Below are 21,176 nucleotides of genomic sequence, written 5' to 3'. Positions count from 1 at the left end.
GCATGGAAAGTTTGTATGCCTGTCTGAAAATCTCGCTGCTGAATATGTTAAATCGAAGTTAGGAAGTTTGGCATGAAGAAGATTTCGATATCTTTATTGATGGCATTAAGTGTTTCTACTGTATGGGCAATAACCCCTGAGCAACTCATTGGAAATTGGCAATGTAAAAGTTCTGATGAAACAGAGATGACTTTTTCGTTTGCTAATGATAAGGGACTTGAATCATCTGTGAATCTTAAGATACCAAATGATGACGGCAGTTTTCTTTTGTATCGCATCGGGATGAAAGGAACTTGGTTGCTTAAAGGCCAGCAAGTTTTTTTGGATGCGCGATTCAATCAAGTAGATCGCATACATACGGAATTGAAATCGGAATTAGCTAAACAAACGGACGAGTGGATGTTCTCTGAGTTACAAGGTGATGTTCAGCGCAGGAAATCTGAAAAAAGTTATCTGCAAGTTGAGCAAATTAAAGATAAACAGATGACAGCTTATGTCACAGGAAATGAATCCGACAAATTATCTTGTATCAAATCAAACTGAATTTTCTGTCCGAATACCATTTAAAACGCCAAAGAGGGTCAGCTTGTACCCCAAGGAGCAAAAATGAAAGCTTTGTTAGACCTGTTTAACCCCCTGCAATCAGCAGGCATGGAAGAAGAATTTGATGCGATTAAAATTGGCATTGCTTCCCCGGAAACCATTCGCTCATGGTCGTACGGTGAAGTTAAAAAGCCGGAAACCATCAACTACCGCACTTTTAAACCTGAGCGTGACGGCCTATTCTGCGCCAAAATCTTCGGCCCTGTTAAGGATTATGAATGTTTGTGCGGTAAATACAAACGCTTGAAATTTAAAGGTGTAACCTGCGAAAAATGTGGTGTGGAAGTAACTTTGTCTAAAGTACGCCGTGAGCGCATGGGCCACATTGAATTGGCTGCGCCAATTGCACATATTTGGTTTTTGAAATCATTACCTTCCCGCTTGGGTATGGTATTAGATATGACTTTACGCGATATTGAACGCGTATTGTATTTTGAAGCTTTTGTCGTTACCGACCCAGGCATGACTCCGCTGCAACGCCGCCAATTGCTGACTGAAGAAGATTATTACAGCAAGTTGGAAGAGTATGGTGATGATTTTGACGCCAAAATGGGTGCGGAAGGTATCCGTGATTTACTGCGTAATTTGGATATTGCTGCCGAAATCGAATTATTGCGTCAAGAATTGGAATCCACCGGTTCAGATACCAAAATCAAGAAAATTGCTAAACGTTTGAAAGTATTGGAAGCTTTCCAACGTTCGGGCATGAAGCTTGAATGGATGATTATGGATGTGCTGCCAGTGTTGCCACCGGATTTGCGTCCGTTGGTTCCTTTGGACGGTGGTCGTTTTGCTACTTCTGATTTGAATGATTTGTATCGTCGGGTTATTAACCGTAATAACCGTTTGAAGCGTCTGTTGGAGTTGCATGCCCCAGACATTATCGTGCGTAATGAAAAACGCATGTTGCAAGAAGCTGTCGATTCATTGCTGGATAACGGTCGTCGCGGTAAAGCAATGACCGGTGCAAATAAGCGTCCGTTGAAGTCTTTGGCTGATATGATTAAAGGTAAAGGCGGCCGTTTCCGTCAAAACCTGTTGGGTAAGCGCGTTGACTATTCCGGCCGTTCCGTAATTACCGTAGGCCCATACCTGCGTCTGCATCAATGCGGTTTACCGAAAAAAATGGCCTTGGAGTTGTTTAAGCCTTTCATCTTCCATAAATTGGAATTGCAAGGTTTGGCTTCAACCGTAAAAGCTGCGAAAAAGCTGGTAGAGCAGGAAGTGCCGGAAGTGTGGGATATCTTGGAAGAGGTAATCCGTGAACATCCGATTATGCTTAACCGTGCCCCGACTTTGCACCGTTTGGGTATCCAAGCTTTTGAGCCGATTCTGATTGAAGGTAAAGCCATTCAGCTGCATCCGCTTGTGTGTGCGGCGTTTAACGCAGACTTCGACGGTGACCAAATGGCTGTTCACGTTCCGTTGAGCTTGGAAGCACAAATGGAAGCGCGTACTTTGATGCTGGCCTCCAACAACGTATTGTCTCCAGCCAATGGTGAGCCGATTATCGTGCCTTCGCAAGATATTGTATTGGGCTTGTACTATATGACCCGAGACAAAATCAACGGTAAAGGTGAAGGCAGCTTGTTTGCCGATGTGAAAGAAGTACACCGTGCTTACCACACCAAACAGGTAGAACTTGGTACGAAAATTACCGTACGTGTACGCGAGTGGGTAAAGAATGACGAGGGAGAGTTTGAGCCGGTAGTTAACCGTTACGAAACTACCGTAGGCCGCGCATTGTTAAGCGAAATTCTGCCTAAAGGCCTGCCGTTTGAATATATTAATAAGGCATTGAAGAAAAAAGAAATTTCCAAATTGATTAATGCTTCATTCCGTTTATGCGGTTTGCGTGATACGGTGATTTTTGCCGACCACTTGATGTATATGGGTTTTGCATTGGCAGCTAAGGGCGGCATTTCGATTTGCGTGGACGATATGGAAGTGCCTGAGCAGAAAGCTGCGTTGTTGGCTGAGGCACAAAGTGAAGTTAAAGAAATTGAAAACCAATACCGTCAGGGCTTGGTAACCAACGGTGAGCGTTACAACAAAGTAGTGGATATTTGGGGTCGTACAGGCGATAGAATCGCTAAAGCGATGATGGATAATCTTTCTACGCAGAAAGTAACTGACCGAGAAGGTAAGGAAGTAGATCAAGAGTCGTTTAACTCCATCTATATGATGGCCGACTCGGGTGCCCGTGGTTCTGCGGCGCAGATCAAGCAGCTTTCCGGTATGCGTGGTTTGATGGCTAAACCGGACGGTTCGATTATCGAAACTCCGATTACCGCAAACTTCCGCGAGGGTCTGACAGTATTGCAATACTTTATTTCCACACACGGTGCGCGTAAAGGTTTGGCGGATACCGCATTGAAAACCGCAAACTCAGGTTATTTGACCCGCCGCTTGGTAGACGTAACCCAAGATTTGGTGGTTATTGAAGACGATTGCGGCACCTCCGACGGTTTTATTATGAAAGCTGTGGTGCAAGGCGGTGATGTTATCGAGCCGTTGCGTGACCGTATTTTGGGTCGTGTAACAGCTGCCGATGTGGTTGATCCTTCCAGTGGTGAGACTCTGGTTGAAGCCGGCACGCTGCTGAGCGAGCAATTGGTTGACTTGATTGATAACTCGGGTGTGGATGAAGTTAAAGTACGCACGCCGATTACCTGTAAAACCCGTTATGGTTTGTGTGCCAAATGTTATGGCCGGGACTTGGCGCGCGGTAAACTGGTTAATGCCGGTGAAGCTGTTGGCGTAATCGCCGCACAATCAATCGGTGAACCGGGTACTCAGTTGACAATGCGTACTTTCCACATTGGTGGTGCGGCATCCCGAGCCGCAGCGGCCAGCCAAGTTGAAGCTAAATCCAACGGTACGGCACGCTTCAACAGCCAAATGCGTTATGTGATGAATAACAAAGGTGAGTTGATTGTGATTGGCCGCTCTTCCGAGGTGGTGATTCACGATGAAATCGGCCGCGAACGTGAGCGCCATAAAGTACCTTACGGTGCCACTTTATTGGTAAATGACGGCTCAGGCGTGAAAGCCGGCCAAACTTTGGCCACTTGGGATCCGCATACACGCCCAATGATTACCGAACACGCCGGTCGTGTGAAGTTTGAAAATATCGAAGAAGGTGTAACCGTTACCAAGCAAACCGATGAAATTACCGGTTTGTCGACCTTGGTGGTAATTGACGGCAAGCGCCGTGCATCAAGCGCTTCCAAATTGTTGCGCCCGACAGTAAAACTGTTGGACGAAAATGGTGAGGAAGTAAAAATTCCGGGTACGGAAACATCCGTATCTATGGCATTCCCAGTTGGTGCCATTATTACGGTACGCGAAGATCAGGAAGTTGGGAAAGGTGATGTATTGGCCCGTATTCCGCAAGCTTCTTCGAAAACCCGCGATATTACCGGTGGTCTGCCGCGGGTTGCCGAGCTGTTTGAAGCACGCGTGCCGAAAGATGCCGGCATGTTGGCTGAAGTTACCGGTACCGTTTCTTTCGGTAAGGAAACCAAAGGCAAGCAGCGTTTGATCATTACCGATTTGGACGGTGTGGCGTATGAAACTCTGATTTCTAAAGAGAAACAGATTCTGGTGCACGATGGCCAAGTGGTGAACCGTGGTGAAACCATTGTGGATGGCGCCGTTGATCCGCATGATATTCTGCGTTTGCAAGGTGTTGAAGCTTTGGCGCGTTACATTGTGCAAGAGGTGCAGGAAGTGTACCGTTTGCAAGGTGTGAAGATTTCAGACAAGCATATCGAAGTGATTATCCGTCAGATGTTACGTCGGGTGAACATTGCCGATGCAGGCGAAACCGGATTCATTCCTGGTGAACAGGTAGAGCGCGCCGATGTGATGCAGGCGAATGAAAAAGCCATTGCCGAAGGTAAAGAGCCGGCCCGTTTCGATAACATTCTGTTGGGTATTACCAAAGCATCGTTGTCGACCGACAGCTTCATTTCTGCGGCGTCGTTCCAAGAAACCACACGCGTGTTAACCGAGGCTGCCATTATGGGTAAACATGATGAATTGCGTGGCCTGAAAGAGAACGTGATTGTCGGCCGGTTGATTCCTGCGGGCACAGGTTTGACTTATCACCGTACCCGCCGTAATGAATGGGCTGAAGCCAATGAAGTGGAACAAGCGGGTGAAGAGCTGCCGGAATAATTCTGATCGCTTCTCGCTTAGTTAAAAAAACCGCCGACTGATTATGGTCGGCGGTTTTTTTCAGACAGGCATATAGTAAGAGGTTATTGCATCGGATTAGAAAAAGTCATAAGGTTATGTATGGTCGTGAAACTTAAACATTCATATCTGAACTATAGTAAATCAACTTAAAAAATAGTACGCTTGTCATACTCAGGTTCGACCCGAGTATCTCTTTAAAGTTACTGGAGCTCAAGATACTCGGGGCAAGCCCGAGTATAACGGTATCGTTCTTAAACTTAAGTGAATTGACTATAGTTAACCAACTTGGCTTTATGTTACCGCGTTGCTATGCCTTAATTCAAAGAGAGCGATTTTGTAAAATGCTGAAACAGTAAAAAATTCTTGTATTGTCTTCGGCTTACTGCTTTGTTCAAAAATATATTAATTGACTATCATACCGTAAAGCTTAGAGAAGAAAAAAGTAACAATAATATAAAGGAAAGATGATGAGTAAACGAGAAACTGCCCGCTCGGTGGCCGAAACGATGTTGGCCGGCTTTAACCGCCACTACACTCTTTATCGTGAAGCGTCTGCACGGGCTAAAGGTTTATTTGAAGCTGCCGATTGGAAAGGCATTCAGGAATTGGTTGCTTTGCGTATCCAAATGTATGACAACCGGGTTGCTGAAGCTGTGGAGAAGCTGCGGGTGCAATACAATGCGGGCAATTTGCCTGATGAAGTTTGGGCGGCCGCAAAAAAAGAATATATCGCATTACTGATTAATCATAAGCAGCCCGAGTTGGCGGAAACGTTTTTCAATTCTGTGTCTACCAAGCTTTTGGCAAAAGAATATTTTAACAATCAGTTCATTTTCGTGAAACCCGCAACCAGCACCGAGTTTATTGATTCTGACGAGCGGATTTTCCAATCTTTTTATCCCGACAAGCAAGGTTTACGTGGCTGTTTGCGCAAAATTTTGAGCCATTTTGACTGGAATGTGCCGTTTGCGAATATGAGGGAAGATATTAGCGGCATCTTACATGCAGCTAAAAATTATTTAAAAGAAGAATGGCCGCCGAAAGAATTAAACCTCCATATCCAGGTATTGAACGCCGCTTTTTATCGGAATAAGTCTGCTTATATTTTCGGCATGATGATTAATGGCAGCAGCAAGCATCCATTTGCTTTGGCTGTGGTACACAACGGGGAAAGGAAGCTTCAGATTGATGCCGCTTTGTTTGATCCCCGGCAGATTTCGGTGTTGTTCTCATTTGCCCGAGCCTACTTTTTAGTGGATATGCCGGTTCCCAGCGGCTATGTTCGGTTTTTGCGTGAAATGCTGCCGATGCGTTCGGATGGCGACTTCTATACTTTGATTGGCTTGCACAAGCAAGGCAAAAATATTTTTTGGCGCGAGTTCACGCGTCATTTGAGTAATTCGCAAGATAAGTTTATTTTGGCTCCTGGCATTAAAGGTTTGGTGATGAGTGTGTTCACCCTGCCTTCGTTTCCTTATGTGTTCAAAGTGATTAAGGATACTTTCGGGCCGAATAAGGATTTCGATAGGGAGTATGTGCGCCAGAAATATCTGTTGGTAAAAAAACATGACAGGGTAGGGCGAATGGCGGATACCTTGGAGTTTTCCGATGTGGCGCTGCCTAAAGACCGTTGTGATGAAGCATTTTTGGCGGAAATGCGCACACTTGCGCCCAGCCAAATCGAAGAAACCGATGATTTGGTGGTAATCAAGCATGTTTATATCGAATACCGGTTGAAACCGCTCAATCTGTTTATGCAAAAAGCATCACCTGAAGAGAAAGCGGCTGCTGTTATCGATTATGGTTTTGCTTTGAAAGAGTTGGCGAGCGCCAATATTTTTCCGGGCGATATGCTTTACAAAAATTTCGGGATGACCCGTTTCGGCCGTGTCATTTTCTATGATTATGATGAAATCGAATATATGACCGACTGTAATTTCCGCAAAATTCCTCCGGCGCCGAATCCTGAATACGAAATGTCGGGAGAAGTATGGTATCCGGTAAATAAAGGGGACGTGTTCCCCGAGGAATTCGGGCCTTTTCTGTTGGGAGAGCCGGATGTGCGGCAAGTCTTTTTACAGCACCATAAAGATCTGCTGACCCCTGAATTTTGGCAGGGTAAGAAAGAGCGCTTGATGAAAGGAGAATTGGACGATTTTTATCCTTATCCTCAATCATTGCGCTTTAGGCCTGAAAAAACAGAAGCCGGTTTGGTGGATCGTACTGATGTTTGATGTTTTGCCGGCGTGTATGGTCAAACCAATTACAGAATAGACGAGACGCATGGCTGATTTTAGGTTGCTTCATAAATATGGAGTTTTTGAAGCTCGGTATTATGTTATGCCTGTCTGAAAACTTTCAGACAGGCATATCCGTTATCTTGATTGCTTTGAATTATATTTTGGCCGGTTTCTTGAGATATTAGGAAATATTCGGGTCGAAAGCATGAGTATGGTGAAAGCATAGCAATAAAGAGGCTTATTCTATATAAATAAGTTATTTAAATGGGATGGAAAAAATGCCTGTCTGAAAGTTTTCAGACAGGCATTTGCTTATGTGTTGTTTGTTGTTTTCAACTAGAGCAGCTTAGCAGCAGATTTGGGTTTGCGCTTGGATTTGATCTTGAACAGAGCTTGACAAGCCGGTATCTGCACAAGAGTAGCAGTTAACTGCATCAGCGATTTGTTTGGCATCCCAAGTTACGTTGCTGTCGGTAAACACAAATTCTTCGATTTGGTATTGGCTGCCTTTAAACCAGTTGTTGATGGTAATGCTGTCTTCAGAGGTCTTGCCGCCGTCTTCCGCTTGGCTGGCAATATTAATCAGCAAATCGTTGCCTACACGCTCGAAGCACAGGTCGGAAGCAGTAATATCACCGTTGAACTGAAGAATGTCGTTGTGTTCAGGATTGGTATCGCAATCGTAGATCACATCGTTGTCAAAGCCGCGGCCGAACACATAAGTGTCGCAACCGGCGCCGCCATTGAGAACGTCGCAGCCCGCTCCGCCGTTCAGGAAGTCGTTGCCGTTGCCGCCAACCAAGATATCGTTACCGGCATGGCCGTAGAGGTTATCGTTACCTTCCAATGATTTCAGGAAATTGTGTCCGTCGTTACCGTGCAGCACATTGTTCAGTTTGTTGCCGATGGCAGTCAGGTTGTTATCGGTCAGCAGGCTGATGTTTTCAACATTGGCAGGCGCTGCAATATTTACGCTGCTCAGAATGGTGTCGTCGCCTTGATCGGCTTTTTCGACAACAACATCGCATTTGTTATCTACATAATAAGTGTCGTTACCGTTGCCGCCAACCATGATATCGCGACCGGATTCGCCGTCTAGAACGTCATTGCCGTCTTTGGCGATGATGATGTCGTTGCCTTTGCCGGTGGAAATGTCGTCATCTTTATCTGTGCCGTAAACAAGGTCGTTTTTGTCTGAAGGTACTTTGCTGTAAGATTCGAAATACCAGCCTTTTTTGCTGTCCCAGCACCAAGAACCTTTCGGCTGTTTTCCATAACCGTAATCCCAGCCTTTTCCATAGCCGTAACCCCAACCTTTCAGGTAGGCATCTTTGCTGTAGCCCCAGCCTTTGCCGAAATCTTTGCCCCAGTTTTTGTCATAACAAAAATCTTTGCCATATCCCCAACTTTTGTTGAAAGAACCTTTGCCATATCCCCAGCTTTTGCCGAAGTCCCATTGTTTGCCGCCGGTAGGGGCACAGTAGTAAGCATAAGAAGCTTTAAAACCAAATGCTGACATTGTCATAACCTCCGAAATTAATATTTTAAAAATGCCTTAAAAAAACTAACGATACGAATCGTTAGGAAATCGTGTGTAAAGGGTATATCTATATTAGCTAAGCTGGAAAAAATAAATGATTTTTGAGAAATGTGGTGTATTAATGAAATAAACGGTATATTGATATTTTTTTAATCATGACTTTTATGCAACAAATCAGAAAATATTAGTTTTTGGAATTTTATTTATGCATTTTGATTAAACTGAATTTATAAGTTATGCATATTCCATTTGCTTAAGTGTTGAATGAGTCGACAAATATAACCGTGGTTATGTTTGACTTGTTTATATTTATATGAACGTTTTTGATTTGGGAAAGAGCTGTCACCGATTTATTGTTTGATATAAGTTTATTTTTGATAAAACTATTTGCAAAATAAATGCCTGCCTGAAAAATTCTTTCAGACAGGCATTTATTTTGTGTATTTTAATTTTGCTTTAACGCATAAATTTTGCCGATGTTCCGCCATGCGCCTGCGGCGTCCATGCCGTAGCCGAACACATATCGGTCGGGTACGTCGAGGCCGACGTAATCGGCGCTGACGGGTTTTTCTTTGCTGATGAGTTTGTTGGCAAATACGGCGGTGCGGCAGCTGGCGGCACCCATTTCGAGCAACTTGGTTTTGATGGCGGCCATGGTGTGGCCTTCGTCGAGAATGTCGTCGAGCACCACAATATGCCGGCCGGCAATGGTTTCGGCTTCGGGCATACGCTTCCAGTTGAAATTGCCGCCTTGCAGTTTGTCGCCGTAGCGGGAAACGTGGACATAATCGAAATCCAGCGGAAAATGCAGCAGCGGCAGCAGCTGGCCGCTGAACACGACGGCGCCGCCCATTACGGGCAGAATCAGCGGGTATTTGTCGCTCAGGTCGCGGGTAATGTCTGCGGCGATTTTGTGCAGTGCGCTGCGGCATGCAGCCTCGTCGAACAATAAATCGGCGTTGTCGAGCAGGGATTGGGTTTGGAGGCGTTTGGTTTCGATATCCATTGTTTTGGGTTGCGCTTAATTCGATTGAAAAGCATATTATAATCGCGTTTTATTTTTTCACGCGATATTTTGTCATGCAGGATAAATTTGCTTCTTTGGAAGATTTGGATGCGCCGGAAACCTTGGATTTTGTGAAACGGGCGCACGGGGAAACGCTTGCGCGCTTTATGCAGACGCCGGAATTTGAGCGTTTGAAAGCCGATATTACGGCGCAGTTGCAGGATGAGCGGCAGATTCCGTTTTGTCAGGAGCATCGGGCGAGAATGTACCACTTCCATCAAAATGCCCGGCATCCGAAGGGCGTGTACCGCGTGTGTTCGGCTGCTTCTTACCGCGCGGGCATGCCGGATTGGGAGATTTTGTTTGATGTGGCTGATTTCGACGCCGTTTTGGGCGATGACGTGTATTTGGACGGTGTGTCGCATTATGTAGAAAACCCACAGCGGGTTTTGCTGAACTTGAGTGTGGCCGGCGCCGATGCGGCCTACACTTTGGAATTTGATTTGGCGGCGCGCTCGCTGGTGGAGGGCGGCTTTCATTTTCCGGCAGGTAAAAGCCATATTGCATGGCGGGATGAAAACAGCGTTTGGGTGTGTCCGGCTTGGGATGAGCGACAGCTTACGGTTTCGGGTTATCCGCGGCAGGTTTGGCTGATGGAGCGCGGCCAGAGTTTTGAAGAGGCGTTGCCGGTTTACCAAATGGATGAACAAGGTGTGATGGTGCATGCGTGGCGCTATTTGGACGGACAAGGTGTGCCGGTCGATTTAATCGAAGCGGGTACGGGTTTTTTTACCAAAGATTATTTTCAGGTGGATGCCGCAGGCGAAGTGCAATTGCTGGCGCTGCCGAAAGATTGTGAAATTGTCGGCTATTTGGCCGGCCAGCTGATGGTGCAGTTGCGCGCGGAATGGAAACGGGCGAACCGGTCTTATCCTTCGGGCGCTTTGCTGGCGGTAAAATTGAACAAGGGCGAATTGGGTGCGGCGCAGCTGCTGTTTGCGCCGGATGAAAATCAGGCGGTTGAAAGCGTGGAAACGACCAAGCGCTTTGTGGTGGTGAATTATTTGGACAAGGTCAATGCCTGTCTGAAAGCATGGCGCTATGCCGGCGGCACATGGCAGGAGCAGACATTGCCGGAACTGCCCGGCGGCGCGGTGGAAATGACCGACCAGCCTTGGGGCGGCGATGTGGTGTATTTTGCGGCCAGCCATTTCACAACCCCGCTCACTTTGTTTTCATTGGATTTGAATGTGATGGAGCTGACGGTGCTGCGCCGCCAGCCCAAGCAGTTTGATGCGGCGGGCATTGAAATTAATCAGTTTTGGGCACAATCGGCCGACGGAACCGAGATTCCTTATTACCATGTGGGTAAGGCCGCTTCGCCCGATACGCCTACGCTGATTTATGTTTACGGCGGGTTCGGAATGCCGGAATTGCCGCATTATTTGGGTACTATGGGGCGGCATTGGCTGGAAGCGGGGCGCTCGTTTGTGGTGGCGAATGTGCGCGGCGGCGGCGAATTCAAGCATTGGCATGCGGCGGCGCAAGGTAAACACAAACACCGCAGCGTGGATGATTTGCTGGCAGTGGTGCAGGATATATGCGCGCGCGGTTTGTCGTCTGCTAAGCGGATTGCTTTGCAGGGCGGCAGCAACGGCGGCTTGGTTGTGGCGTCTGCTTTTGTACGGGCGCCGCAGAGTATCGGTGCGTTGGTGTGCGAAGTGCCGCTGACCGATATGTTGGGCTACACGAAATGGTCGGCCGGTGCCAGCTGGATTGAGGAATACGGCGACCCTGACAACGAGCTTGACCGCGCGTTTCTGCAAGCGTTTTCGCCTTATCACAATCTAAACGGGCAAAGCGCGTATCCGCCTGCTTTGATTACCACCAGCATGAGCGATGACCGCGTTCATCCGGCGCACGCTTTGAAGTTTTATGCCAAGCTGCGCCATCTTTCCCAACCGAGCTGGCTGTATGCGCCCTCGGGCGGCGGCCATACCGGCAACGGAACGCAGGAAGAAACCGCGGAAGAGCTGGCTTGTGTGTTGCGGTTTTTGGAAGAGGCATTGGCCGGCGGGGCGGTGGCGCGGTCAAGCAACTGAAAGCGGCGCCTGCAGAGCCCAAGTATTGCGCCTTTTACTTGCTTTACTTGGATCGTAATGCTGATAAAAATGCCTGTCTGAAAACCTTTTCAGACAGGCATTGAGTTATCTGCGCGGCAGGTGCCTATTTTTTCAAAATATATTGGCGCACGGCATCGTTGTGTTCGCTCAGCGAGTGGCTGAATTTGCTTTTGCCCGTGCCGTCCATTTTGGAAACGAAGTAAAGATAGTTGGCATTGCTCGGATGCGCGGCGGCTTCCAGCGAAGCTTTGCCGGGCAGGGAGATGGGCGTGGGGGTGAGGCCTGCGCGGGTGTAGGTATTATAAGGTGTGTCGCGCTGGAGGTCGGACTTACGGATGTTGCCTTTATAAGCATCGCCCATGCCGTAGATAACGCTGGGGTCGGTTTGTAGGCGCATGCCGATGTTGAGGCGGTTGACAAACACGGCGGCAACGTGGCGGCGGTCGTCTTTATGGCCGGTTTCTTTTTCCACAATGCTGGCCATGGTCAAGAGCTCGTAAGGGTTTTTGTAGGGCAGGCCGCTTTGTCGTTCCTCCCAAGCTGCTTGCAGGTTTTTTTGTTGGGTTTTGTAGGCCAGTTTGTAGAGCGCCAAATCGCTGCTTTCGGCATCGACTTCATAGCTGTCGGGCGCAAACAGGCCTTCGGGATGGCTGCTCGGTGCCGCGGGGTCGATTTTTTGCAGAAGCTCGGTATCGCTCAGGTTTTTGGTGTCGTGCGCCAAATCGGGCGACTGGTTGATGACGCTGCGCATCTGGCTGAATTTCATGCCTTCGATGATGCGGATGGTAACGGTGTCGGGGCGGCCTTCTTTGAGGCGTTTGAGAATCTGCCAGGCGGATACTTTTTGCGGCAGCTTGTAGTTGCCGGTGTGCAGCTTGTTTTGTACGCCTAAAACATAAGCGCCGGCCATCATGACGGTGCGGTTGTAGATCACATCGTCTTCAGCCAGCTTGCGACTTACGCCGGAAATGCCCTGGCCTTTGGCGACACGCATGCGGTAGGTTTGGCCGTTGTCTTTTTCGGCAAAGAGCAGGTAGCCGAAAGCGCCGCCGGCTGTGGCTGCGGCCAGAAATATGAGTGCGCCAACCAGAACGGGCTTGCCGGAATGCTTTTTAGTCTTTTGTTTTACCATGAATTATTGATGTATTATGGATGAAATCGGGCGTAAGTATAACAGGATATGCCGCGTGGGGCGTGTTACAATGCGGGCGGTGTTTTTTCGGGTGCGGGCGTGCATCCGGTTTCAGACAGGCATTGCACCGAAAATGCTTCTGACAGAAGCTGACACATCCCGCTGTTATCATGCCTGTCTGAAAAAACGTTTGCATATTCTGATATGTTGCTGCCGCTTTAGCGCTAAAAGGGAACGGTTTTGTAGGTTGCTTAAACCGAGAAAAATCAGTTTTGTGTATCCGCACAGCTTTCTGATTGCTGCCCCGTATCAAAAATGCGTTGATTAACTATGGTAAGGAGAAAGTGAATGATGCATTCTCATTTTCTAACCCACAAAGGCGCGGATTTGCATTTCCGGCTCGGCGGGCAGGCAGACGCACCGGTGATGGTGCTGCTGCATGGCGGGTTCGGCTCGATTGAAGATTTCGCCGCTTTGCTGCCGCGTTTGCAGCAGCACTTCCGCGTGCTCGCCATTGATACGAGGGGGCACGGCCGCAGCACTTTCGGCCATGCCGCATTGACTTATGCGCAAGCCGCCGAAGATGTGCGCCGGATTTTGCAGCATTTGGATATCCGGCAATACAGCGTGTTCGGCTTCAGCGACGGCGGCATCATTGCTTACCGCTTGGGCGCGGAAGATGAACATGTACAGCGCATCATCACCATAGGTTCAGATTGGCATAAAGACCACTTAAGCGCAACGCGCCCGATGTTTGAAGCAGTTGATGCCGAATTCGTGCGCGAGCATATGCCGGGGCAACTGGCCGCTTATGAGGCGGAGAATCCTGAGGCGGATGTGGAAAAATGGGCTGCCGGCCTGAGGGCGATGTGGTTGGACGAAAGCGATACCGGCTATCCCAACCAAACCGTCAGCCGCATCAAAGCGCAAGTGCTGGCTATCCGCGGCGAGGCGGATTTTCTTTATTCGCTGGTGGACTGGGCGGCGCTGAAAAGCGAATTGCCCGATGCGCATCTGATGAACATACCCTTTGCGGCGCACGAAGTCATCAAAGAGCAGCCCGATATGGTGTGGGCGGCGCTGCAGGCGTTTCAAAAGCATGAAACCATGCCTGTCTGAAAACATAGTGAGGCAAACAGTGGAGAACAATTGGCAAAACGGCTGGTTCAATCGGGCGAGGCGGGTGGATTCGCCCAATTTCTGCGCGCGTGAGACAGGTGAGCGCGTGAATTTGGTGGTGTTGCACAATATTTCGCTGCCGCCGTTTGAATACGGCAACGGAGCGGTGGAAAAACTGTTTACCAACCGCATCAATCCGGCGGAGCACCCTTTTTTCAGCATTCTGACCGAATTGCGCGTGTCCAGCCATTTTCTGATTGCCCGAAGCGGCGAAGTGGTTCAGTTTGTATCGTGCGACGATATGGCTTACCACGCAGGCGTGTCTTCGTTTCGCGGGCGCGAAAAATGCAATGCGTTTTCGATAGGCATCGAGCTGGAAGGCTGCGATTTCGAGCCGTTTGCCGAGGCGCAGTATGAAAGTTTGAGTATGCTCCTGCACGCTTTGCGGCAGGCCTATCCGATTGAAGCCGTTACCGGCCACCAAGACATCGCGCCCGGCCGCAAATCCGACCCCGGCCATTTTTTCGATTGGGCGCGTGTGCGGCAGGCGGGTTTTCCCGTGGTGCGCTGAGCGTTTTTCAGACAGGCATGGATGCCTAAGCCGTTAATTTTGGGTATAATCACGGCCAGTTTCTACCGTTCAAAATTAAATCTTAAAATCATACCAAACAGCTATTTCTAACAATGAGTGATGCCATGCTGATTTTTTTAGTTTTAGGCGCCGTCGTGATTCTCGGCGTGATTGCCTACAATATGTATCAGGAAAACAAATACCGCCAGCAGGTGCGCGCCCAGTTCGGCCATTCCGACAAAGACGCGCTGCTGGAAAAGCAAACCCGTTCCGTGCGCGACGGCCGTTTGCCGGGCCACCAGCCCAAAAGCGAACCCGTTAAGAAATTAAGGGAAAAAGACATTTCCGAGCTGCCCACCGAAGATATGTTCGACCAAATGGCCGCCGCTGCCGCAAAAGCCGAGCAAAAAGCGCAGAAGCAGCGTGCGCGCAAAGCTTCCGGCGACCACCGCAATGTCGAAATCGAGATGGAAGAAGACAATTTCGGTACGGCGTTTTCGCTCGATTTGGATGCCCAATTGGAGAAAGAAGCAAAGCAGGGCAGGGGCTTTAAGTTTAAGAAAGTAGAAGTGCCCGTGCCTTCGCAAACCAAAGTGAAAAACAAAAAAGAGCTGTTGCTTGATTTGGATGATATGGTGCAGCAGCAATTGCCGTGGTTTAACCACAATTTCGATTACATGGCCTACATTTCCCTGCGCGAGCCGCAAGAACTGCACGCTCTGCCGCGTTTTGCAGGCCGCCGTTTTCAGATTGCCGGCTGCACTATGGACGACCGCTGGCAGATTGCCGAGCCGATTCCCAGCGTTTATTACCAGGGCTTTGTAGTGGGCTTGCAGGCCATCAGCCGCAACGGTTTGGCCACAACCCAGGAATTGGAGCGTTTCGGCGAGCAGGTAAACCACTTTGCCGAGCAGCTTGACGCCGGATTGCTGCTGATGGATGTGCCCAGCTTCCTCAATACCGCCCGCCCGCTGGACGAGCTGTGCGAGCGTGTCGACCAAACCATTGCTATCCATTTGGTGTCGCGCGGCAGCATCAGCGGCATGGAGTTGCGCAGCGTCTTGGAAAACTCAGGTTTCCGCTTGGGTCACGACGGCGCGTTTCACCTGCCTGACGGCAACGGCGAGCCGCTGTTCAGCATTGTTACGGTGGACGGCAGCCCGTTTACCGCCAGCCTGCTTTCCAGCCAGGCTTACCGCGGTTTCAGCATGCTGTTTGACATTACCCGCGTACCGGCCGGCGAGAAATATTTCAACCGCTTTATGGACATCGCCGTAAACTTCTCCGGCAGCCTCGGCTTGGATTTGGTTGACGATAATATGAACCAGCTTTCTCCGGAGTGGTTGAAAAACGTGCGCAGTTTCGTATTGGCGCGCCAAGAAGAGATGAAGAAAGTGGGCATCGAGCCGGGTGGCGATCTCGCCGCACGCCTCTTCTCTTAAGCTATAGCCAAATCACTATATGCGTTATAATGGGCGGGCACTTGATTCAGTGCCCGCTTTTTTTCAGACAGGCATTTCTCTCTTTGCCTGCATTCATTCACATATCATTATGAACGACTTATCACACCGCATCCGAACGCTTACCGACCAACTCAACCGCTATGCCCACGAATATTACACGCTCGACGCGCCTACCGTGCCGGATGCGGAATACGACCGACTGTTCCGCGAACTGGAAGCGCTGGAAGCGGCGCATCCCGAACTACGCCTGCCTGAAAGCCCGACGCAGCGGGTGGGCGGCGGCTTGTTGGCGGGCTTCGAGAGCGTGCGGCACGAAGTGCCCATGTTGTCGCTTTCCAATGCTTTTTCGCCGCAGGATGACAACGGCGTGTTCGACCATGCCGAAATGCTGGCGTTCGACGAGCGGGTGCGCAGCAGTTTGGGAGGCGGCAAGCCCGAGTATGTGATTGAACCGAAGTTCGACGGCTTGGCCGTGAGCTTGCTGTATCGCAACGGTGTGTTGGTGCGCGGTGCAACCCGGGGCGACGGCGAAACAGGCGAAGACATCACGCAAAACGTAAAAACCATCGGCAACGTGCCGTTGCGCCTGTATGGCAGCGATGCACCCGAGTTGATTGAAGTGCGCGGCGAAGTGCTGATGCTGAAGGCCGATTTTGAAGCATTAAACCGTCGGCAGGCCGAGGCGGGGCAGAAAACCTTTGCCAATCCGCGCAATGCCGCAGCCGGCAGCCTGCGCCAATTGGATTCGCGCATCACGGCGCAACGCAAGCTGCATTTTTTTGCTTACGGCATTGCTCGCCAGCAGGGCGGTAAAGTGCTCGAAGCGCATATTCAGGAGCTGGCTTATTTAAGCGAACTCGGATTCAGCCTCCCGCACGGGCATTTCGGCTGCTTCCGCAATATCGCGGAAGTGTTGCGTTTTTATGAAGATATGCGCCAAAAACGCCCCGAGTTGCCATATGAAATCGACGGCATGGTGGTGAAGGTGAACAGCTTGGCGCAGCAGCGCGAGCTGGGTTTTATTTCCCGCGCGCCGCGCTGGGCGGTTGCCCACAAGTTTCCTGCCGAGGAGGCGTTAACAGTGGTGGAGGCGATTGACGTGCAGATAGGCCGCACGGGCGCGGTAACGCCGGTTGCCCGTTTGCAGCCGGTATTTGTGGGCGGTGTAACCGTAACCAACGCCACTTTGCACAATCAGGACGAAGTGAGCCGCAAAGATGTGCGTGTGGGCGATACCGTGGTGGTGCGACGTGCCGGCGATGTGATTCCCGAAGTGGTAAGGGTTGTGGCAGATAGGCGGCCGATGCGCGCTGCAAATGTTTCAGACAGGCATCTGCAAGAAACCGTGCAGAGCGATTTGTTTGTGCCCGCCGTGGAAAGCGGAGGCGCAGAACCGGTTTACCTGCCTTACCGTTTGCCCGTGCATTGTCCGATTTGCGGCAGCGACATCGAGCGTGAGGCGGGGGAAGCGGTGGCACGCTGCAGCGGCGGAATGCTTTGCCAAGCCCAGCGCGCTCAGGGTTTGATTCATTTTGCTTCGCGTAAAGCGATGGATATCGAGGGTCTGGGGCAGAGGCAGATTGAGGCTTTGGTGGAGCAGGATTTGGTACGCCATTTTGCCGATTTATATCATTTGGATATTGCCGCTTTGCAGCGTATGAAAGAAAATGCCGCCGAAGATGTGGCGGACGAGGGCAAAAATAAAAAACAGTCGCCCACCAAATGGGCGCAGAATATTCTTGACGGCATTGCCGCCAGCCGGCAGCCGGAATTGTCGCGTTTTCTGTTTGCGCTCGGCATCCGGCATGTGGGCGAACGCACGGCCAAAGTGCTGGCGCAGGCGTTCGGTACGCTTGAAAACGTGCGGCGGGCGCCGGAGCCGCTGTTGGCCTGTTTGCCCGACATCGGCGCCGTGGTGGCCTGTTCAATCGCTCATTTTTTCGCACAAAGTGAGCAACAGGCGATGATAGATGAGCTGTTGGCGGCCGGTGTGATGCCGAAAACTCAGCCGGTCAGCCTGCCTTTAGCTCAATATGCACAACCGCAGAAATGGCTGGCCCGCCTGCCAGGCATCCGGCTTACCGAAAACAAGGCGCAGGCTCTGTGGGATTTGGCGGGGCAGGATATAGATGCGTTGCTGAACGATAAAGCTTTGCCGGCCGAGTGGCAGGCATGGCGCGCAGCAGATGAAAACCGCAGATTGTTGCAGGCGGTTCAGCACTTTCTGGCGGAAAACCTGTCTGACGATCAGCCTGTTGAGGTTTCAGACAGGCATCATGCCGCAGCAGGCAAAACCTTTGTGTTAACCGGAACGCTGCCGACCTTAAAGCGTGATGAAGCACAAGCTTTGATTGAAGCGGCAGGCGGCAAGGTATCGGGCAGCGTGTCGAAGAAAACCGATTATGTGGTGGCTGGCGAGGCGGCAGGCAGCAAGCTGGAGAAAGCCAATGCTTTGGGCGTGGCGGTGTTGGACGAAACCGCATTGATTGAAATCTTGAATAAAAGTGAATAACTTTGGAGCTAGCAGAAGTCGCCTGTTAGGTTGAAGTTTTAATTATTGAGTTTATGTTATAATGACCAAATTAATAATTTGATTTTATATGAATTCATGAACACTATTAAACCTTTAAGAAAAGCCGTTTTCCCCGTGGCCGGCATGGGCACGCGTTTTCTGCCCGCCACCAAGGCCAGCCCCAAAGAAATGCTGCCGATTGTTGACAAGCCTTTGATTCAATATGCGGTTGAAGAGGCTGTGGAAGCAGGCTGCACCGAGATTATTTTTGTAACCGGCCGCAACAAGCGCAGCATTGAAGACCATTTCGACAAAGCGTATGAATTGGAATCGGAGCTGGCTTTGCGTAATAAAGAAAAATTGCTGGCGCATTTGAAAGACATCGTGCCGAAAGACGTGAGCTTTCTCTACACCCGCCAGCCCGAAGCGCTCGGTTTGGGGCATGCGGTTTTGTGCGCGCGCCCGGCAGTCGAGCAGGAGCCTTTTGCGGTGTTGCTGGCGGATGATTTGATTGATGCGCCGCAAGGAGCATTAAAGCAGATGGTTGATCTGTATAGCGAAACCGGCAGCAGCGTGCTCGGCGTGGAAACCGTGGATCCTTCGCAAACCGGGTCTTACGGCATTGTGGAAACCGAAGCGTTCCGGCATACGCAGCGGGTGAAAAGCATTGTGGAAAAACCCAAGCCGGAAGATGCACCTTCAAATTTGGCCGTGGTCGGCCGCTATATCCTGACTCCGCGTATTTTCGATTTGTTGGTCAATCTGCCGCGCGGCGCAGGCAATGAAATCCAGCTGACGGACGCCATTGCCAAGCTTCTGCAGGAAGAAACCGTTTTGGCACATGCTTTTGAGGGAACGCGCTATGATTGCGGCAGTAAGCTCGGTTATTTGGAAGCGACGATAGCTTATGGTTTGAAGCACCCTGAAACGGGTGGGGAGTTTGCTAAGTTGTTGAAGCGTTATGTTTTAGCCGACTGAATATCTATATCGGTTTAACCCGCCTAGTTTCAATAAATATGCCTGTCTGAAGATATTTTTCAGACAGGCATATTTGGTTTGAACCGTTTATTTCACCAACTTCAGCCCTTTTTTCTTCGGCGTATTGCCATCCGGCGGGGTGTCGTCTGTTTTTTCGGCAGAGGCGTTTGCAGGTTGCCAAGGCTCAACTTCAAAGCCCATGCCTTCTCCGCTTTCGCGGGCGAAGACGCTCACGATGTGGCCTACGGGAATCCAGATTTCGTGTGCCACGCCGCCGAAGCGGGCAGAGAAGTGAACCCATTCATTGTCGATGCTCACGTTTGGGCTGGCGGAGGGGCCGATGTTTAACACGATTTCATTGTCGCGCACATATTGCATCGGCACGCGCGTGTGCTCGTTGACCCAGGCAACGATATGCGGCGTTTGGTTGTTGTCGATGCACCATTCATACAGTGCGCGGAGTAAATAGGGTTTGGTACTGGTTGTCATATACATCCACCATAGCAGAAAGGGAAAGCCCGGCTTTCCCTTGCATTTGATTAACGGCGCATGGCTTTTTCGGCTGGGGTAAGCGCTTCGATAAAGGCTTCGCGTTGGAAAATTCTTTCAGCATATTTTAACAGCGGGGCAGCCGATTTGCCCAACTTGATTTCATAATGATTCAGGCGCCACAACAGCGGGGCAAGTGCAACATCGATCATGGAGAAATCGTCGCCCAAAATGTATTTGTTTTTATTGAATGCGGGCGCAAGCACGGTAAGGCCGCTGGTGATTGCCTCGCGCGCTTTGGCCTGCTCTTTCGGCGTGGCTTCGGGATCTTCCAAAACGTGTACATGGCTGAACAGCTCTTTTTCCAGACGGAACAGCACCAATCGGCCGCGGCCACGCATCACCGGATCACCCGGCATCAGTTGCGGGTGGGGAAAGCGTTCGTCGATGTATTCGTTGATGATATTGGATTCGTGCAAAATCAGGTCGCGTTCCACCAAAACCGGCACTTGGTTATACGGGTTCATAATGGCCAAGTCTTCCGGCTTGTTGAACACGTCTACATCTTTGATTTCAAAATCCATACCTTTTTCGAAAAGCACAAAGCGGCAACGGTGGCTGAACGGGCAGGTAATACCTGAATAAAGAATCATCATCTTGGGGATGCTCCTGAATATTTTTGAGGGATGTGTTAGGAAAGAAAATATGAAGCAGTATAATATTTTTGCAGCAAAAAACCAAGAAAATGATTTTAAGTGTATGTTTTTAATTTAAAATTTGTGTTTTGGCGGATGTTGGGGCTTTGATGGAAACGGGGCTTTTTTAGGAAACCATGCTCCCGGCTCTTGCAGACGGTTTTAAGCGCAAAGATGCCTGTCTGAACATATATTCAGACAGGCATCGGTTGATTTCGGACAAGATTTTATAGGTTTTGCCACCAGCCGGTCGCCACCCAGCACAAGCCGACCACATTCAGCAGCCAAATGATGAGGTGCAGCACGGGAAAGCGCAGCATGCTCACGCCGAGGCGGTCGGAAGGGGAGCGGATGCTTTCGTTGAGGAACTCTTCTTTGTCTTCTTGGCTGGAGGTAACCAGATTGAGCCAGATGCTGCCCCACACGATGCTGGCGAGAAACCAGATAACCAATAAGGCGGCTAGAGTGATGTCGATTGTATTCATGTGTATTCGATGTGTTT

15 protein-coding genes are annotated in these 21,176 nt (G+C 49.9%); 9 read left to right on the top strand and 6 right to left on the bottom strand.

Features of this window, described 5'->3' with window-relative positions; translation table 11 throughout:
- Positions 1–72 precede the first annotated feature (72 nt).
- The 3 genes from EL143_RS00785 to aceK all read left to right on the top strand — a co-directional run bounded on the left by EL143_RS00785 (position 73) and on the right by aceK (position 7,040).
- Positions 73–543 carry a hypothetical protein gene (locus EL143_RS00785; protein WP_085416403.1) on the top strand — a complete coding sequence of 157 codons (471 nt, stop codon included), beginning with the start codon at positions 73–75 and terminating at the stop codon, positions 541–543.
- A 63-nt stretch (positions 544–606) separates the two neighbouring features.
- Positions 607–4,785 carry a DNA-directed RNA polymerase subunit beta' gene (gene rpoC, locus EL143_RS00780; RefSeq protein WP_085416402.1) on the top strand — a complete coding sequence of 1,393 codons (4,179 nt, stop codon included), beginning with the start codon at positions 607–609 and terminating at the stop codon, positions 4,783–4,785.
- Positions 4,786–5,273: 488 nt separating this feature from the next.
- Entirely contained in the window at positions 5,274–7,040 is a 1,767-nt protein-coding gene (gene aceK / locus EL143_RS00775; protein ID WP_085416401.1) for a bifunctional isocitrate dehydrogenase kinase/phosphatase, read from the top strand.
- 352 nt (positions 7,041–7,392) lie between these two features.
- Here the strand turns inward: aceK and EL143_RS00770 are convergent, their stop codons facing one another.
- Both EL143_RS00770 and EL143_RS00765 read right to left on the bottom strand, forming a co-directional pair.
- Entirely contained in the window at positions 7,393–8,565 is a 1,173-nt protein-coding gene (locus EL143_RS00770; RefSeq protein WP_158087829.1) for a calcium-binding protein, read from the bottom strand.
- A 466-nt stretch (positions 8,566–9,031) separates the two neighbouring features.
- Positions 9,032–9,592, bottom strand: a complete 561-nt coding sequence (locus tag EL143_RS00765; protein WP_085416399.1) for a hypoxanthine-guanine phosphoribosyltransferase — start codon at positions 9,590–9,592, stop codon at positions 9,032–9,034.
- Positions 9,593–9,666: 74 nt separating this feature from the next.
- Here EL143_RS00765 and EL143_RS00760 point away from each other — a divergent pair, with 74 nt between their 5' ends.
- Positions 9,667–11,694, top strand: coding sequence for a prolyl oligopeptidase family serine peptidase (locus EL143_RS00760; protein ID WP_085416419.1), 2,028 nt, complete (start codon positions 9,667–9,669; stop codon positions 11,692–11,694).
- Positions 11,695–11,818: 124 nt separating this feature from the next.
- Here EL143_RS00760 and mltG read toward each other — a convergent pair whose 3' ends face one another.
- Positions 11,819–12,847 (bottom strand): endolytic transglycosylase MltG, encoded by a 1,029-nt coding sequence (gene mltG / locus EL143_RS00755; RefSeq protein WP_085416398.1) that lies wholly within the window; start codon positions 12,845–12,847, stop codon positions 11,819–11,821.
- Between the two features lie 351 nt (positions 12,848–13,198).
- Here mltG and EL143_RS00750 point away from each other — a divergent pair, with 351 nt between their 5' ends.
- From EL143_RS00750 to galU, 5 genes are all read left to right on the top strand, one after another.
- Positions 13,199–13,966, top strand: coding sequence for an alpha/beta fold hydrolase (locus EL143_RS00750; protein WP_085416418.1), 768 nt, complete (start codon positions 13,199–13,201; stop codon positions 13,964–13,966).
- Entirely contained in the window at positions 13,947–14,537 is a 591-nt protein-coding gene (gene ampD / locus EL143_RS00745; protein ID WP_085416397.1) for a 1,6-anhydro-N-acetylmuramyl-L-alanine amidase AmpD, read from the top strand. The genes EL143_RS00750 and ampD overlap by 20 nt, the downstream gene beginning before the upstream one ends.
- A 113-nt stretch (positions 14,538–14,650) precedes the next feature.
- Positions 14,651–15,979, top strand: coding sequence for a cell division protein ZipA C-terminal FtsZ-binding domain-containing protein (locus EL143_RS00740; protein WP_085416396.1), 1,329 nt, complete (start codon positions 14,651–14,653; stop codon positions 15,977–15,979).
- A gap of 109 nt (positions 15,980–16,088) precedes the next feature.
- The gene (gene ligA, locus EL143_RS00735) at positions 16,089–18,512 is read left to right on the top strand and encodes an NAD-dependent DNA ligase LigA (protein WP_085416417.1); all 2,424 of its coding nucleotides are present in this window, start codon (positions 16,089–16,091) and stop codon (positions 18,510–18,512) included.
- A gap of 105 nt (positions 18,513–18,617) precedes the next feature.
- Entirely contained in the window at positions 18,618–19,490 is an 873-nt protein-coding gene (galU, locus tag EL143_RS00730) for a UTP--glucose-1-phosphate uridylyltransferase GalU (RefSeq protein WP_085416416.1), read from the top strand.
- An 87-nt stretch (positions 19,491–19,577) separates the two neighbouring features.
- On the opposite strand, the gene EL143_RS00725 is transcribed toward galU, so the two are convergent.
- The 3 genes from EL143_RS00725 to EL143_RS00715 all read right to left on the bottom strand — a co-directional run bounded on the left by EL143_RS00725 (position 19,578) and on the right by EL143_RS00715 (position 21,159).
- Complete coding sequence (locus EL143_RS00725; protein WP_085416415.1) at positions 19,578–19,979, bottom strand: ClpXP protease specificity-enhancing factor; 402 nt, start codon at positions 19,977–19,979, stop codon at positions 19,578–19,580.
- A 50-nt stretch (positions 19,980–20,029) separates the two neighbouring features.
- A complete protein-coding gene (locus tag EL143_RS00720) occupies positions 20,030–20,635 on the bottom strand; it encodes a glutathione S-transferase N-terminal domain-containing protein (protein ID WP_085416395.1) in 606 nt (201 codons plus the stop codon).
- A 266-nt stretch (positions 20,636–20,901) separates the two neighbouring features.
- On the bottom strand, positions 20,902–21,159 hold the full coding sequence (locus EL143_RS00715; protein WP_085416394.1) for a hypothetical protein: 258 nt from the start codon (positions 21,157–21,159) through the stop codon (positions 20,902–20,904).
- Between the last annotated feature and the right edge of the window lie 17 nt (positions 21,160–21,176).

The organism is Neisseria canis (assembly GCF_900636765.1).
Lineage (GTDB): Bacteria > Pseudomonadota > Gammaproteobacteria > Burkholderiales > Neisseriaceae > Neisseria > Neisseria canis.
The sequence above is the reverse complement of the archived record's forward strand: the minus strand, read 5'-3'. Positions and strand labels throughout refer to the sequence as shown.

Bases quoted from the DNA above. Each gene is read 5' to 3' on its own strand.
- EL143_RS00765 (WP_085416399.1), bottom strand. From the start codon at position 9,592: ATGGATATCGAAACCAAACGCCTCCAAACCCAATCCCTGCTCGACAAC.
- aceK (WP_085416401.1), top strand. From the start codon at position 5,274: ATGAGTAAACGAGAAACTGCCCGCTCGGTGGCCGAAACGATGTTGGCC.
- EL143_RS00715 (WP_085416394.1), bottom strand. From the start codon at position 21,159: ATGAATACAATCGACATCACTCTAGCCGCCTTATTGGTTATCTGGTTT.
- rpoC (WP_085416402.1), top strand. From the start codon at position 607: ATGAAAGCTTTGTTAGACCTGTTTAACCCCCTGCAATCAGCAGGCATG.
- EL143_RS00760 (WP_085416419.1), top strand. From the start codon at position 9,667: ATGCAGGATAAATTTGCTTCTTTGGAAGATTTGGATGCGCCGGAAACC.
- EL143_RS00725 (WP_085416415.1), bottom strand. From the start codon at position 19,979: ATGACAACCAGTACCAAACCCTATTTACTCCGCGCACTGTATGAATGG.
- mltG (WP_085416398.1), bottom strand. From the start codon at position 12,847: ATGGTAAAACAAAAGACTAAAAAGCATTCCGGCAAGCCCGTTCTGGTT.
- EL143_RS00770 (WP_158087829.1), bottom strand. From the start codon at position 8,565: ATGTCAGCATTTGGTTTTAAAGCTTCTTATGCTTACTACTGTGCCCCT.
- EL143_RS00750 (WP_085416418.1), top strand. From the start codon at position 13,199: ATGCATTCTCATTTTCTAACCCACAAAGGCGCGGATTTGCATTTCCGG.
- ampD (WP_085416397.1), top strand. From the start codon at position 13,947: ATGAAACCATGCCTGTCTGAAAACATAGTGAGGCAAACAGTGGAGAAC.
- EL143_RS00720 (WP_085416395.1), bottom strand. From the start codon at position 20,635: ATGATGATTCTTTATTCAGGTATTACCTGCCCGTTCAGCCACCGTTGC.
- EL143_RS00740 (WP_085416396.1), top strand. From the start codon at position 14,651: ATGAGTGATGCCATGCTGATTTTTTTAGTTTTAGGCGCCGTCGTGATT.
- EL143_RS00785 (WP_085416403.1), top strand. From the start codon at position 73: ATGAAGAAGATTTCGATATCTTTATTGATGGCATTAAGTGTTTCTACT.
- ligA (WP_085416417.1), top strand. From the start codon at position 16,089: ATGAACGACTTATCACACCGCATCCGAACGCTTACCGACCAACTCAAC.